The following is a 14,720-nucleotide window of genomic DNA, read 5'->3' on the forward strand; positions in this document are numbered from 1 at the left end:
TTGTACTTCACAATCTAGGTTTATTCTTCATATCGACTTACTTAAAGCTTCTGAGTATTTTTATTTACTCGTATCAGAGGGGAATTATGTAAGATTATGTACCACATTATGAAGTGCGGAATGTGGGATATAAGAATAAAAAATTTAGTATTAACTACCATCTGAGATTAGAGATTGTAGCCAGAGGTATTGAGTCAATTTTGATTACTAACTGCATTGCACGAATATTTTTAAATTAACATATAGTGTGCAAAATAAAACTTATTGTGTGTAAATTAATTTATCAAGACTGACTTATAGCGGTTTCCGCATAGGCAAGGTATAGAAAGAAATAATTAACCACAGATGAACATAGTAAGGGCGCACAGATATGTACCCCTACCGGTGTACCTCATTCAAATGGAAATTGTCAGGCAAAAAACAGATAAAGATTAATTACAATACGCCAAACTCGAAAATTATCACCTTCACTCAGCCGTTGAGCGATACCTTTTGCATTTTAAGCATCGCAAGCGCGGTAATTGCGGAAAATTATAAGTATTAATTCCAACAACTAAAGCATCTCGACTCATCAATTACCAATCGCTCCCATTAGTTTTAATGCTATGCGCTGTGCTGACGTTAGCCCTATTGCACCTGTGATATTAAGCCCTGCACACAGTTTGTAATTGATTACCTTTAAACATTTGCCAGTGGTTGCATCCCAAATACGAATGGTTTCATCAAGACTGCCGGTGACAATGCGCTGATTGTCGGGGGAAAACGTCACTGATGTTACCGCATCTTCATGCCCGATAAAGGGTTGACCAATGGACTGACCATTCACATCCCACAACCTTACTGTCTTGTCTCTACTGACACTGACAATGTGCTGACCATCGGGGGAAAACGTCACTGATGTTACCCAATCTTCATGCCCAACAAAGGGTTGGCCAATGGACTGACCATTCACATCCCACAACCTTACTGTCTTGTCAAAACTGCCACTAACAATGCGTTGACCATCGGGGAAAAATGCCACTGAATTGACCCCATCTTCATGTCCCACAAAGGGTTGACCAATGGGCTGACCATTCACATCCCACAACCGCACTGTCTTGTCTCTACTGACACTGACAATCCGCTGACCGTCGGGGGAAAACGCCACTGAATAGACCCAATTTTCATGCCCGACAAAGGGTTGACCAATGGGCTGACCATTCACATCCCACAACCGTACTGTGTTGTCAAAACTGCCACTGACAATGCGCTGACCGTCGGGGGAAAATGCCACTGAATAGACCGTAGAATCATGCCCGACAAAGGGTTGACCAATGGGCTGACCATTCACATCCCACAACCGTACTGTGCTGTCATAACTGCCACTAACAATGCGCTGACCGTTGCGAGAAAATGCCACCGAACAGACTTCATAATTATGCCCGACAAAGGGTTGACCAATGGGCTGACCATTCACATCCCACAACCGTACTGTCTTGTCATCACTGCCACTGACAATCCGCTGATCGTCGGGGGAAAACGCCACTGAATTGACCCGATTTTCATGCCCTTGAAGGAACAACAAGACTCTGCCAGAGGATGCTTCCCAAACTTGTACAGTACCCTTACTATCTCCAATCAGCAATTTTTTGCCATCAGCACTAAATGCCACTGACAAGACCACTCCCAGAACTGGCGCAAAGACCGAGTTTGTAAGATCCGATCCCATCAAATTTATCCACCGCAGGCTGGCATTAGCAAAGTTTACGTCTGTAATAACAGTATGGCTGAGATCAGAATTTTCTAAACTATAAGGATTTCTTCCTATTAGTAATTTCACCAGGTTGCCACCCATATAACCCACCTGAGTCTGCTTTTTGCCACGGGTTGACTGAATTAGTGTAAGCAACCGTTGTTTAAATACTTGCTCATCTAACATTGGCACAGCTAAATCCAGTACAGCTTTTGCTAAGGGAGCCGTACCAAAATAATTAGATAATTTTTCTAAAGATACTTTGGCGAATGAACTTAGCGGTGCTATCGAGAGCAGTTGCTTATTTTCCCCGCACTGTCGTTGAAAGTATTCTGACCAAGTGTAATCTTGTGGTGGAACAGTATCTAAATGAGACTGTGCTTGAGCCAGCTCTGTGAAGTCGGGAGCTAAAATGCCTAACTCTGCCACCAGCTTATAGGCAGCAAAAAATTCCAATAACGAACGATGGGCAGGGCTATAGTCTCCTTCCGCATTACGAATCAGCATTGTCTGCCCCATCATGTCATGATGCCAGTAGTCTAAATCTTTTTCTTCTTGGACTACAGCAGAAAATAAACGCCGAATTCGGTCGGGAAATTCTTTGTAGTTCATGCTCATCTGGTCTGTTGAGAGCATTTCCCAGGACAACTCACACAAAAAATAGAGCTTATCTGCCAATGAGGTAAAGGTACGCTTGGTTTTGATATCTCTCTCCATCTTGTGCCGCACAGCATATAAATATACCCGTGATATATCAACTGGCTTGCCCGCTTCAATCTCTGGCAAAGCTTCTATAATCAATTCCGTCATTACAGGACGACGTGCCAAATCCCGCAGTGTCGGATTACTCATTATCTGTTCTACGGTTTCTAGTTCAACACGAAACGCTAATACTTGCCGAATTTGCTCGTCATCAAATTTTTCTAATTCCAGCACTTCAAAGCGCGGTGTCTCTAAAGGCAAGTTAATTGTAGATGCTTGCAACTCTGCACTTAGCAAAGCCCTGCCTTCTTTGGCTTCGGGGAAATGTTCGGTGCGACAGGTGAGAATTACCTTTGCCCCTGGTACTACGACTTTGGCTAGTTCCCAGAAGTTGTTGATCATCTCTTGGCGATTGACTCTAGCTGCCATTTCATCAAAGCCATCAAAAATCAACAGCACCTTACCCATGCGGTTGAGTTGCTCAAAGGCAGAATAACCAGGCAGTGGGATTTCATGCTTGCGGAAAAAGAATTCCGAAAATAGCGATTCTACACTGACTGCTTTGGCATAGTCCCGTAAAGGAATGACTAATGGTAGACGTGGGCGTTCTACTCCCCGGCGTTGAGCATCACGATAGCGTTGCAGGGCAGTCCAGGCATAATGCAACCCAAACCAGGTTTTGCCAGTACCAAATTCACCCAAAATAGAAAGGTGTTCTTTGGCAGGATCATCCAGCCAACGTTCAACATAACCATCAATCCAACCATCAGCTTGAGCGTAACGGCTAATACCCATTTTCTGCTTTGAGGTGGGATCAAATTCCTCTTTGGTACAAGCTAGGGGTACATAAGTGCGGTCAATTCCCCGTTGCTTGATTTCATTTTCTAACCAGTTAAGGTAGATATTAAAATCGGCATCCCTATCCAGCAACTCATCAAGGGTGTAGCAGAATAAATCTTGGTTTTCTTGCTTGCTCACCTCATCTTTAGCAGCGCGACTGACACGGCGATTGGTGATTAGCCAACCTATATCTGTTTTTCGAGCATTTACTGACTGTCGCAAGGCAGCAACATCTGCCATTCCGGCTTCTCCTGTAATGCCGCGCACCAAAACTCGGTTATACCCCTTTTTCTCTATAGAGTTATTGACATTAATAATCCACTCAAAATAATTTTCATTGCTAATTTCACCTTTTTCAAAGCCATAACGTAGGGCAGTGAACCAAGCCCGTAATTGCTCTGCTAATTTATCTGTCTGATTTGGTTGACTCGGAGTTTGTACAGTAGATTGAACAGGTTGTTTATTTGTTGTTTCTTTCCTAAAAAAGAGATTAATACACCCCAAATTGTTAGAGATGAATTTTTGGGGTGCTGTTTCTAATTCCTGCCGCAAGAATGTTACTAATGTTTCGTTCGTGACCCATTGGTTAGATAGATCAGCCAAGTCAAATCCGCGCAAAATCGCGCTAGTGAGTACGCTGCTGGCTCCGCTCACGTTTTCATGGGCTAGCTCAAATTCTCTGGAAGCGGCAATAAAACAGCGATCGCGTGTATTTCCGCGATCGCCTGGGTCAGCTTCTGTAAAATTGAGTAGTTCTCCACTGAAACAACAGTCCAACCAAATAATTTGTTGCCGTACTGGACTTTCCTCTAACAATTCCCGCAGCCACTTTAATCGCAGTCCCCAGTTCCCTAATTCAGGATCGGTATCGCTGGTTGCCAGAAATCCTTCTTTGATGCGTCCATCTTTACGAAGACCATGCCCTGAAAAATAGAAGAGGGCTGTATCTGGAATGCTTCTGCCTTCAGGATAAAATAGTTTTTCTAAAGCCTTCTCTAAATCTGCCAGCTTGATTTCCTGGTTTGGTGATATTCGTGGTGCATCATTTTCAAACGGATCTAGGAATTGTGGCAATCGCTTGACATGAAAATTTCCAGCTTCGCTGAGTCGCTTGGCGATCTCTTCTGCATCGTTAGCAGGCGATCGTAACGCTGACAATCCTGAAAAATTGTACTTATTAATGCCAACTACTAAAGCATCTCTACTCATTAATATGCGACTTTTTATAAAAATTCTGGAAAATTCATCAATATCTTAGCTAGCGTTTAATTCTACTTATCTTTTCCAAGACAATAACCAAGTAAATTTTTTTACTAAATATTCCCCCTTGTGACAGTCACTTGTCCTTTAATGGTGTAAATATTGGTCTGTCCTGATCAGACCCTCGCAACAAATAGATTGTCAATTGCTTACCGGACTCTTGTTCTTGCTTAGGATTGATAGGTATTGGCCAGCGAAGAGATTTATAAAGTTCTAAGCGATACAAATCAAAAGCAGATTCCAACAAGCTACAGTAGACACCTGCCGCATCAACTGCCCAGTAGTAAGCAAATATTAACCCCAGTAACCCAGCAGGAACAGCCCACCAAGCCCAAACAGTCCATACGATAAACAGCAAACTCCAGAGCCAAAAACGGGCTGCTGTGTTCAGGCTTGACCGTGCTTCCTGTAATTCTTTCTTTACCCCATCTGGTAATACTAGCCAGAGGCGAGACCAGCAAATTACAGCATCCAAGCCATACTTATCATAAGGGCGGCTTTCAGCTGCTCTAAGGATATTGCCTAACTTTGTAGGCATTAACCTATTAAATTGAGATGGAAACTCCATAAGTTGTCCATCTAGCGTCACATATTCCTCTAATTCTTCGTTAGTCATAACTTGTTTCTCTTTTTTATCAGCCAGAGTTTGCCAACGCTTATCTTTTCGTTTAAAGTCATACTCTTGTTGCTGTATCATCCAGCGTCGTAAAGGTTGTAACCAGCGAGACCAATAGCCTTCTAAGAATCTTAAAACAGATAAATCGAACTTTTGAACCACAAAAGCTGAGACAGCAATCATGAGCAAACCTGTTACCATAACAGCAATTAGCAAAGATTCTGGTTGCTGTTTGAGCCAATCTTCCAAAGGTTTTCGACCAAAACGCAAGACCCAAGCTAATAGTCCCCCCATCCAAAAGACAAAAGCTGGTGTCAGTATGTTTGCAGCCCAGTTTTCTGCAAGTTTTCCACCCAGACTTTCTAAAAATTTGGTTGGCATATATTTATTACTGAGCAGCAGGTATTAGCACGACACCATGAGTAGGACAAATTGGTATTGTCGCTCCGACAATGCGGCGATACCAAACGTAGTCTCCTTGAGGACATATATATTTTTGAGCAGATATTGCTTGACCTTTACCTGGAAGTGGCTCAAAACCCTTTGATACCTGCTTCTCACTAAGAAACTCCGCTATCCAATTGCGAGTGTCTGGCTGACTTTTCAAGATTTCTAAAATCTGCTTATCGACTTCCTGTCCAGTTTTAGCTTGTGCTAATAGTTCAGCCAATTGTTTGTCTACTTGAACCGCCTCATTTCCTAAAAGTTCTGGAAGAAAAGGACGAATCGAACGGCCAGCCTCCAGAATGTCGTCAGGTTCAAACGTCACAACTGAAACCTCATTATGTAAGATTAATAGCTAATTTTTTTAGTTATACACTGAAACAGACTAGCGCAGTTAATTTTCCAACACTGATGCAGTCTATACCACTATTACTCAGGTTTTACCTCTTAACATAAATAAACACATTGTCGCTATCAAGAATGCGACATCTAATTTGTGAAGTCCTTTAATAGCAGACTTTTTCAGAGAAGAAAATAAACGACCATTAAAATGTGAAGTTTTTAGTTTTGCGACCTCAATTTGTGAAAATATTGAAAATCTCTAGTCACTTTTGAATAATCATATAAATTAATAAAACCCTTGCTATACAAGGTTTTTACAGGATAAAGTGAACGACATTAATTTGTTAAATTACGACATATAATTTGTGAATGTACAACCCGCTACGAATGAAACAAACTCTGAATAAGCGACCTTTTAGTAAGTACATTTATAAATCTCACAAGATATATTTTGACAACGGCGAATTTTTAACAGCAGTTGTACCACTCCTTTAAGAGTTCTCACACGTCGCAGATTGTTATACTCATTCCACATGGGTTTGCTGTAACTGGGACAATTCTGTTGCACACATTCTAGTACTTTAGATGATGTCCCTTTTGGTTGAGGACTTTTTCTTGCCATTGATACACCACATATTCTGTGCGTTCCCTAATTTACTTGAATATCTGACCATCTCTAGCAAGCTTTGCGGTTCTAGAAAAAAATGAGCGAACCGAGAGTCATTAACTATAACTTCATAGAATTTATAAGAGCCTCCATCCACTTCTGAAAGCTCTAAATATGTTTTTTCTTCAGGTATAACTTTCTCTCATAATCAAACGATGGTCCTAGCTTTTTAAGCTAGGACTCAATCAATACAAGTTTACGAACCTGAGAATTGTTTCCCTGAGAACGGCGTGATGAGGCGGCAGCTAGCAAAAACTTCCAAGATCGAGGAGAAAGTATAGAAGGATCTATCATTGAAAGAAAACTCTTGAGATTTTTTTGCTTCAGTGCTACTAAAATCCAATGGAGTTTGAGGTAATTTTTTATATCTTGAAATACAGGAATCTTTGAGCGATGTTGGTCATTTACCAAAGTGTAAATTTTTTCTTTCATCAGAATATTTGTCGCCAACCGCCGAGACAAAGAAAACTTTTGATTATACGCACCAGTCCAAATAGTGCGGTAAGCAAGACACTGATTAAAGAAAATAGCATCGCCAAACTGAGCAATCCGAATCCACGAATCGATGTCATCACAGTTAGCATCCAGTGTGGAATCCCAACCACCAGTTTGCAGGAAAGCATCACATCGGCAAGCTACTTGTACAGGTGTGCCAAAGGGTACAAGCTCTAAGAGCATACCGTAATGAATATCGGCTTGTGGGATATAAAAAGCTAAACCGGGGCCAACTTGTGGAGTGCGACTGAGTTCAACTTCATTACCATCCACCTGAGCCGCCACACAAGAGCAGATTACAGCATCAGGACGAAGTGCGATCGCCTTAGCCATCTCTTCTATGCAGTTAGGCGCTAAATAGTCGTCATCATCTAAAAACTTAATCCAGTCGCCGCTAGCTTTGGCAACTCCAGCATTTACCGTTGCGGCATGGCCAAGGTTCACTTCATTCCGATGGTAAACTACCTTATCTCCTAAGCTTTTGAGATATGTTTGGGTATCATCAGAAGAACAGTCATCCGCAACAACCACCTCACACTCAATCGTTTGGTTCCGAGCCGACTCAATTGCTCTTTGCAGCAAGTTCAAGCGATTATAGGTACTGATGACGACGCTAAATTTCATAAATTGACACCTGTGGTACAGTATTTTGCAATATAGCTTCGATCTACCAAGTATTGTCTCAGTAAAATTATCAATCTCCAATAAGTAGAAGTAGACTGAAATAGGATTATCGATTTATGATTGATGATCGTGGGTTTTTTTTAAGCAGACAGAAAGACTATGAGCGCTCAAGAGATTATCCGCTCCATTGAAGCGGAACAGCTAAAATCAGGTTTGCCCGACATTTATGTGGGCGACACCGTAAAAGTAGGAGTGAAAATTAAAGAAGGCGAAAAATACCGGGTACAACCCTACGAGGGAGTAGTGATTGCCAAACGCAATGGTGGCATCAACGAAACTATTACAGTCCGTAAGGTTTTTCAAGGTGTAGGCGTTGAGCGCGTATTTTTGTTGCATTCTCCCCGCATTGACAGCATCAAAGTATTACGTCGCGGTAAAGTCCGCCGTGCTAAACTTTATTATCTCCGCGATCGCGTAGGTAAGGCAACCCGGATTAAGCAACGGTTTGACCGCCCTTTGTAATTCGTGCTTCTTTCATTATGGGACAAATCTCAAGCGGCATCTGCCGCTGACTTGTTTTCTCGACGAAATTGAAGTATGATAGAAATCGCGTGTTGCGTTAAACTAAAATTTAGTTCAGCGCAATGACTGAATCAAAAACAGCTTGTGCGCTCTTAGTTCAGTTGGTAGAACGCAGGTCTCCAAAACCTGATGTCGGGGGTTCAAGTCCTCCAGGGCGCGCTCAAGAGCAAAAAACAAAGCCCGAAATAATTACGCAGTTGCTAATTTAGCAGCTAGCGATAATAATTTCGGGTAAACTTATTGTATTTGCAGTTGTTTTGCTTTCAGTTAACTAAGTAAAATAGAGTCGAAACTGCAAAACTGGATAACCGAATTTTAGATTTCTTCTCAATCCAAAATCTTAAATTGATTACTTTGGACTGAAATAGAATAAATCTAAAATCCAAAATCCAAAATTGACTAAGAAACCGGGGGATAAACGGTCGTGGCTAAAAAAAGTGAAGCAGAATTGCCAGAAACTACAAATGGGTTTAGCTTAGGCAACTTCATCCAGGGAACCAAAGAAGAACTTGACAAAGTAGTTTGGCCCAGTCGGAAACAGATAGTGAGCGAATCAGCTGCTGTGTTGTTAATGGTGGCACTCTCCGCATCTTTGATATACTTGGTCGATGGATTGTTTGGTTGGGCAGCAAAACAGGTGTTCTGATGACTTTTGCAACAGACGAACCTCGCAACTCCACGTTGCAGTCGGAGGAAACAGGAGAAACAGCAGAAGCAGCGTCAAAAGAAGCACGCTGGTATGCTGTGCAAGTAGCTTCAGGCTGTGAAAAGCGTGTAAAGACTAACTTGGAGCAACGCATTCAAACTTTTGATGTAGCTGACAAAATTATCCAAGTAGAAATTCCGCAAACGCCGGCGGTGAAAATCCGCAAAGATGGCAGTCGCCAGCATACAGAAGAAAAAGTTTTTCCTGGCTATGTGCTGGTGCGGATGATGATGGATGATGATACCTGGCAGGTAGTACGAAACACCTCTCATGTAATTAACTTTGTCGGCTCAGAGCAAAAACGTGGTAGCAGCAAGGGTCGCGGTCATGTCCACCCTATACCACTGAGTGGTTCAGAAGTTGAACGCATATTCAAACAAACCAGCGAACAGGAAGCTGTTGTCAAAATTGACATGGCTACTGGTGATAAGATAATGGTGCTTTCTGGGCCATTTAAAGACTTTGAAGGCGAGGTAATTGAAGTATCTCCAGAACGGAGTAAACTTAAAGCCTTGCTCTCAATTTTCGGCAGGGATACACCAGTAGAACTGGAATTTAATCAGGTAGAGAAACAGAGTTAAATACAAATGGCGAAGAAAGTAGTGGCGGTCATTAAACTGGCCCTGAATGCTGGAAAAGCCAACCCAGCTCCACCAGTCGGGCCCGCCTTGGGTCAACATGGTGTTAACATCATGATGTTTTGCAAAGAGTACAACGCCAAAACAGCAGACCAAGCTGGAATGGTGATACCTGTAGAAATTTCGGTTTTTGAAGACCGGAGTTTTACCTTTGTACTCAAAACGCCACCAGCATCAGTGCTGATTCGGAAGGCGGCGAAGGTTGAAAAAGGCTCGAATGAACCCAACAAAAAGAAGGTTGGGTCAATAACTAAAGCACAATTGCAAGAAATAGCCCAAACGAAACTCCCCGACCTCAATGCCAACGACATCGACGCGGCAATGAAGATTGTGGCAGGAACGGCTAAGAATATGGGTATAACAGTCAAAGATTAGTCATTGGTCATTGGTCATTAGTCATTAGTAAAAAATTAACAAATGACAAAGGACAAAGGACAAATGACAAATAACTAAAAATTATCGGGGGAGAGGCGAAGCTTCGGAATTACCCCAGGAGAAAAAATGGCAAAAATATCGCGTCGTTTGCAGACGCTACAAGCAAAAGTAGAAGATAAGGATTATCATCCTTTAGAGGCTTTAGCCCTTCTCAAAGACACAGCAACAGCTAAATTTGTTGAAGCTGCCGAAGCCCATATCCGTTTGGGAATTGACCCCAAATATACAGACCAACAGTTGCGGACAACGGTAGCACTGCCTAAAGGTACTGGACAAATCGTTCGGGTGGCGGTGATAGCCAGAGGCGAAAAGGTAAATGAAGCCAGCAACGCCGGTGCTGATATAGTCGGTTCAGAAGAACTGATTGACGAAATCCAGAAAGGTAGAATGGATTTTGACAAACTGATTGCTACGCCCGATGTCATGCCACAAGTGGCAAAGCTGGGTAAGTTGCTTGGGCCCCGTGGTTTGATGCCATCGCCCAAAGGTGGAACCGTAACATTTGATTTAGCAGGTGCGATCGCAGAATTCAAAGCTGGTAAACTAGAATTCCGAGCTGACAGAACTGGTATTGTCCATGTTATGTTTGGTAAGACAACCTTCTCGCCTGAAGATTTATTAGTCAACCTGAAGGCATTGCAGGAGACGATTGACCGTAACCGTCCTTCAGGAGCTAAAGGTCGTTATTGGCGGACATTTTATGTGTCAGCCACAATGGGGCCATCAATTAAAATTGATGTCACCGCCCTACGAGATTTAAAACTGAGCGAAGCAGGTTAATTTTTTAGTCATTAGTCATTGGTCATTTGTAAAGGCAAAGGACGAAAGACAAAAGAGAAATGACTAATGACAAAATTAAATAGGCAAAGCCGGAGACAGCAGGTGCTAATAACTTAAATATCCTGCCGAGGTTAAAACTCTAATTGTCAAAATTACCACCCCGAAAGGCGTGATAAGTATGGCATCACGAGTCTTAATACTCAACCCCGGCTAAATTAGCTGGGGTTTGTTGTTTGGGTTCAGGTTTAGAAGAAACGTACAAGTAGGGCAATCACCGATTGTTTTAAGGAGGTGAGATTGGAATGGGTAGAACACTAGAAAATAAAAAAGAGATAGTAGCTGACCTCAAAGAAACTTTGAGTAATTCAACTCTGGCACTGGTAATTGACTATCAGGGGCTAACAGTTTCGGAAATCACAGACTTACGGCGGCGGTTGCGTCCTAGTGGCACCGTTTGTAAGGTGACAAAGAACACCCTAATGGGCATTGCCATTGAAGGTAATGAAAAATGGCAGCCTTTGTCAGAATTGCTCAATGGTTCTTCCGCTTTTTTGCTGGTAAAAGAAGATTTTTCATCGGCAATTAAGGCATACCAAGAATTCCAAAAAGTCACCAAGAAGACAGAACTTCGCGGTGGTGTCCTGGAAGGTCGCCTACTCAAAGAACCTGATGTCAAGATACTGGGAGACTTGCCATCTAAGGAACAACTCATCGCGCAAATCGCTGGGGCTATCAACGCCTTGGCTACCAAGATTGCTGTGGGTATCAACGAAGTTCCTGGTTCACTGGCTCGTGCTTTGCAAGCTGTGGCTGACCAAGAGCAAAGTGGTGGTAGCACCGAAACTGCTGCTGTCCAAGATAGCAGTGCCGAAACCGCAACTGTTGCTGATAGCAGCACCGAAACGGCTGCTGAATAGACTTCGTGGTTCATCAGTCAAGAGTCAAGAGTCAAAAGTCTATAGTTACAGACCAATGGCCCATGACAAATAAATAATCAAAATTAGAGGAGTTATATCCATGTCTGCTGCAACCGATAACATTTTAGAACAACTAAAAGGACTGTCTTTGCTGGAAGCTTCTGAGTTAGTCAAGCAAATTGAAGAAGCTTTTGGTGTGAGTGCTGCTGCACCCGTTGGTGGTATGATGATGATGGCTGGCCCTGGTGGCCCTGCTCCTGCTGAGGAAGCTGTTGAGCAAACCGAGTTTGAAGTGATTCTCGATTCAGTCCCAGCTGATAAGAAGATTGCCGTGCTGAAGATTGTCCGCGAATTGACCGGTTTGGGTCTGAAAGAAGCGAAAGACTTGGTAGAAGCTGCGCCCAAGGCAGTTAAAGAAGGTATTGCTAAGGATGCTGCTGAAGATGCTAAGAAGCGCATCGAAGAAGCTGGTGGTAAGGTGACTATCAAGTAGTCACAATTCTATTACTAGTTTTTATTAAGGAGCCTGAGTCAGGCTCCTTTTTTCATATCAAGCTACTGATGAAGGTGCAATCTTTGACAAAATTCGAGCTAAAAAGTCTTAGAAGTTTTGCCAACTAGATAAGTAGGTGGGTGAGAAAATTTATAACTATGTCATTGCGAACGCAACGAAGTGGAGTGAAGCAATCACAAGGTTTTCACCGCTTTTATTTTTCGTTACATAGTTATATTTATTTGTGCCCGCCTACTTAGCATAATTTAGACATGCAATAAAATCCTTGTTTGTCGTGAGCGATGAATCGCTCATCCAAGGTTTATCAGGACTAAAGTCCTCACTACAAACTTGAATTGATTTACGTTTGGCTACTTAGCTAATCATCTTCTCTAAAGCGATTTGCAAATCTTTTGTCAAATCGCTCACACCTTGTCTAGATGCTTGGCGATCGCCTTGAGAATTTGACCAACGTTCTGTAACGGAAATTGGCTCTCCCACAGTAATTTGTGCTTGTCGCAAACCTAAGCGGGGTCGTCCTGGGAGTGTTGTATCCTGAATTCTAGAAAGCATATCGAATACAAGTAAAGCTGTTTCTGCAAACCGTTCCGCAGTTGGTTGTTCTTGAATATAAGTAGCTGTGACTGCAACAAAGCTTTCCACAATTCGCATGTGCCGCATTCGCAAGTCTGCTTCCTCTGCAATCCAGTCTGCTAAACCACGTTTAAATGGTGGTAAAGCATTGATATCTGGCAAATCTTCCCGATAAATGCAATTCCAGCCAGCCTCTTCTAAGCGGCGACATCGGTCAATAAAATTACCCTGCGCCTGGACTCCAAAATGCTGTTCGGTAACTTGTAAAGCTTTATCCAGTAAGCGATGAAGTCGGTTAATCAACACCTGATTAGGACTAGCAGATTCATCACTTAAGATGGTTTTTGGAATGTCTTGATGATAGAAGCGACGATAAAACTCTTCCATCTCGGTAATGAGATATTCAGCTAACCTAAAGAGGCGTTGATAGTAAATTTCTTTTTGATCGCCCGAATCAATTTCCTTAACTCCCAAGCCGCTATCAGCTTCCAACTTACTTAAGAGCCAATCCAGTTTAGACCAAGGTGGCTCAACGTAGCGATACTGGATGGCGATCGGTACAATAATCACAGTCTCAGTCCGGTTGGCTTTATGCAAGTCTTCTGCACACCAGAACCCCATTTGAGCAACACCAGGTTCCAGTGGACTAACAATGCCACTATGACCATTAGTACCTCCTTCGGGTGCGACTGCGATCGGTACTTTCCCATTAGCAAACAACTCCCGTGCTGTTTGGATTGCTTGCCGATCTAGTCGCCTTCCGCGATGAACAGGCACACCCCCCAGCCGTGAAAACAGCCAACCTAGCCAATTTCCGGCCCAAACCGTCATCCCGCGATCGTAGAGAAAATAGCTATGAACAAGCGATCGCAGTGTAATACCTTTCTGACGAGCTACCCGTGGCACAATGTGAGAAAGCAAATACAACATACAGAGGGGGTCTTCCACCTCTGGGTGACGAAATGCCAACAAAAAGCGAATTTTTCCAGCCTGAAATTGTTGATAAAGTTCAGCCAATACCTCAACATTCTTGGCTTCAACACTGACAATACCAGCCGGTAGCCAAGGGCGAGTGCGAAATCGTAGTGCGATCGGCAATAACCACCGAACAATCTGGAGTATTGGCAGATTAAGGCGTTGGGGAATAAATTTCAGTGGTGGTTGAGTAGAGTGAATCGTTTTAGGCAAGTCGCTCTCCAGATTGTATTTCTAGCGATTGTACAACTTGGGGTCTTGGTTTGGCGTTAGATATTGCTCAGTTGTTACTTTTAACAATAGACCATATAACAGAATAAAAGTTATTTTTTATGTTTGGGAAAATTGCGGAATAGATACACAAAGACTGCTAAATTTAACAAAAAAACCAATGTCTTAAGAGGAGATATCCCCCTAATCAATTCATAAATTTCTGGTGGAATGCTGATACCGACAAGTACCAATACTAAAATATGTGCCCAACGTTTTTCATACCACAAACCAACAGCTTCAATACAAGTTACAATAGCATATATTCCTGCGCCAATGCCGCTAAATGCTAGAGTTCTGGGATTTAAGTTGATAACTTTTTGTAAAACCCAATCAATGATTATCGATTTACCTTCTAAAACATAATCGTCTGAAAAAGCCTCTAGATTTTGATAATTTTTTAACGTCAATAATAAAGCGATCGAAGTAACCATAAGCAGCAAGGCGGTAAATGATTTGTAGAGAACAATTGCCACTAACCCCAATGGACGCTTTTCCAAACAACCCCCTAAGTATATAGAAGTCAAATTTTGATTAGCTGGCTCTTAATGATGCCAACTAAGATGCCTATTGTAGCAGTACTTTATCGGACTATCTTGGGACAAAGA

General features: G+C 42.5%; 14 protein-coding genes, 1 tRNA gene and 1 other annotated feature. Of the genes, 8 read left to right on the forward strand and 7 right to left on the reverse strand.

Annotated elements, in window-relative coordinates; translation table 11 throughout:
* Positions 1-571: 571 nt before the first annotated feature.
* The 5 genes from CDG79_RS26555 to CDG79_RS26575 form a co-directional block, all read right to left on the reverse strand.
* Positions 572-4,483: a caspase family protein gene (locus CDG79_RS26555; protein WP_223278341.1), complete on the reverse strand. Its 3,912-nt coding sequence runs from the start codon at positions 4,481-4,483 to the stop codon at positions 572-574.
* A gap of 127 nt (positions 4,484-4,610) precedes the next feature.
* The gene (locus tag CDG79_RS26560) at positions 4,611-5,531 is read right to left on the reverse strand and encodes a hypothetical protein (RefSeq protein ID WP_094344804.1); all 921 of its coding nucleotides are present in this window, start codon (positions 5,529-5,531) and stop codon (positions 4,611-4,613) included.
* 7 nt (positions 5,532-5,538) lie between these two features.
* Positions 5,539-5,919 carry a hypothetical protein gene (locus CDG79_RS26565; protein WP_094344805.1) on the reverse strand — a complete coding sequence of 127 codons (381 nt, stop codon included), beginning with the start codon at positions 5,917-5,919 and terminating at the stop codon, positions 5,539-5,541.
* A 432-nt stretch (positions 5,920-6,351) separates the two neighbouring features.
* Complete coding sequence (locus CDG79_RS26570) at positions 6,352-6,558, reverse strand: hypothetical protein (RefSeq protein WP_094344806.1); 207 nt, start codon at positions 6,556-6,558, stop codon at positions 6,352-6,354.
* Between the two features lie 219 nt (positions 6,559-6,777).
* Positions 6,778-7,722: a glycosyltransferase family 2 protein gene (locus CDG79_RS26575; RefSeq protein WP_094344807.1), complete on the reverse strand. Its 945-nt coding sequence runs from the start codon at positions 7,720-7,722 to the stop codon at positions 6,778-6,780.
* A gap of 159 nt (positions 7,723-7,881) precedes the next feature.
* Between CDG79_RS26575 and rplS the strand changes: the two genes are divergently transcribed.
* From rplS to rplL, 8 genes are all read left to right on the forward strand, one after another.
* A complete protein-coding gene (gene rplS / locus CDG79_RS26580; RefSeq protein WP_094344808.1) occupies positions 7,882-8,244 on the forward strand; it encodes a 50S ribosomal protein L19 in 363 nt (120 codons plus the stop codon).
* 146 nt (positions 8,245-8,390) lie between these two features.
* Positions 8,391-8,463: transfer RNA gene (locus CDG79_RS26585), tRNA-Trp, on the forward strand.
* 265 nt (positions 8,464-8,728) lie between these two features.
* Complete coding sequence (gene secE / locus CDG79_RS26590) at positions 8,729-8,950, forward strand: preprotein translocase subunit SecE (protein ID WP_094331819.1); 222 nt, start codon at positions 8,729-8,731, stop codon at positions 8,948-8,950.
* The gene (nusG, locus tag CDG79_RS26595; RefSeq protein ID WP_094344809.1) at positions 8,950-9,591 is read left to right on the forward strand and encodes a transcription termination/antitermination protein NusG; all 642 of its coding nucleotides are present in this window, start codon (positions 8,950-8,952) and stop codon (positions 9,589-9,591) included. Before secE ends, nusG begins: the two co-directional genes overlap by 1 nt.
* 6 nt (positions 9,592-9,597) lie before the next feature.
* Complete coding sequence (rplK, locus tag CDG79_RS26600) at positions 9,598-10,023, forward strand: 50S ribosomal protein L11 (protein ID WP_012412092.1); 426 nt, start codon at positions 9,598-9,600, stop codon at positions 10,021-10,023.
* 126 nt (positions 10,024-10,149) lie between these two features.
* Positions 10,150-10,863 (forward strand): 50S ribosomal protein L1, encoded by a 714-nt coding sequence (rplA, locus tag CDG79_RS26605; RefSeq protein WP_094344810.1) that lies wholly within the window; start codon positions 10,150-10,152, stop codon positions 10,861-10,863.
* A 71-nt stretch (positions 10,864-10,934) separates the two neighbouring features.
* Positions 10,935-11,103: a sequence feature (ribosomal protein L10 leader region), on the forward strand.
* A gap of 62 nt (positions 11,104-11,165) precedes the next feature.
* On the forward strand, positions 11,166-11,780 hold the full coding sequence (rplJ, locus tag CDG79_RS26610; protein ID WP_094344811.1) for a 50S ribosomal protein L10: 615 nt from the start codon (positions 11,166-11,168) through the stop codon (positions 11,778-11,780).
* Between the two features lie 100 nt (positions 11,781-11,880).
* Positions 11,881-12,273: a 50S ribosomal protein L7/L12 gene (gene rplL / locus CDG79_RS26615; protein ID WP_094344812.1), complete on the forward strand. Its 393-nt coding sequence runs from the start codon at positions 11,881-11,883 to the stop codon at positions 12,271-12,273.
* A 375-nt stretch (positions 12,274-12,648) separates the two neighbouring features.
* Here rplL and CDG79_RS26620 read toward each other — a convergent pair whose 3' ends face one another.
* Both CDG79_RS26620 and CDG79_RS26625 read right to left on the reverse strand, forming a co-directional pair.
* Positions 12,649-14,055: a lysophospholipid acyltransferase family protein gene (locus CDG79_RS26620; RefSeq protein WP_094344813.1), complete on the reverse strand. Its 1,407-nt coding sequence runs from the start codon at positions 14,053-14,055 to the stop codon at positions 12,649-12,651.
* Between the two features lie 110 nt (positions 14,056-14,165).
* Positions 14,166-14,612 carry a DUF2127 domain-containing protein gene (locus CDG79_RS26625; RefSeq protein ID WP_094344814.1) on the reverse strand — a complete coding sequence of 149 codons (447 nt, stop codon included), beginning with the start codon at positions 14,610-14,612 and terminating at the stop codon, positions 14,166-14,168.
* Between the last annotated feature and the right edge of the window lie 108 nt (positions 14,613-14,720).

Source organism: Nostoc sp. 'Peltigera membranacea cyanobiont' 232 (assembly GCF_002245985.1).
Taxonomy (GTDB): Bacteria; Cyanobacteriota; Cyanobacteriia; order Cyanobacteriales; family Nostocaceae; genus Nostoc.

Coding starts and splice junctions, on each gene's coding strand:
- CDG79_RS26560 (WP_094344804.1), bottom strand. CDS start 5,531: ATGCCAACCAAATTTTTAGAAAGTCTGGGTGGAAAACTTGCAGAAAAC.
- CDG79_RS26575 (WP_094344807.1), bottom strand. CDS start 7,722: ATGAAATTTAGCGTCGTCATCAGTACCTATAATCGCTTGAACTTGCTG.
- rplK (WP_012412092.1), top strand. CDS start 9,598: ATGGCGAAGAAAGTAGTGGCGGTCATTAAACTGGCCCTGAATGCTGGA.
- rplL (WP_094344812.1), top strand. CDS start 11,881: ATGTCTGCTGCAACCGATAACATTTTAGAACAACTAAAAGGACTGTCT.
- rplJ (WP_094344811.1), top strand. CDS start 11,166: ATGGGTAGAACACTAGAAAATAAAAAAGAGATAGTAGCTGACCTCAAA.
- CDG79_RS26570 (WP_094344806.1), bottom strand. CDS start 6,558: ATGGCAAGAAAAAGTCCTCAACCAAAAGGGACATCATCTAAAGTACTA.
- nusG (WP_094344809.1), top strand. CDS start 8,950: ATGACTTTTGCAACAGACGAACCTCGCAACTCCACGTTGCAGTCGGAG.
- CDG79_RS26555 (WP_223278341.1), bottom strand. CDS start 4,483: ATGAGTAGAGATGCTTTAGTAGTTGGCATTAATAAGTACAATTTTTCA.
- rplA (WP_094344810.1), top strand. CDS start 10,150: ATGGCAAAAATATCGCGTCGTTTGCAGACGCTACAAGCAAAAGTAGAA.
- rplS (WP_094344808.1), top strand. CDS start 7,882: ATGAGCGCTCAAGAGATTATCCGCTCCATTGAAGCGGAACAGCTAAAA.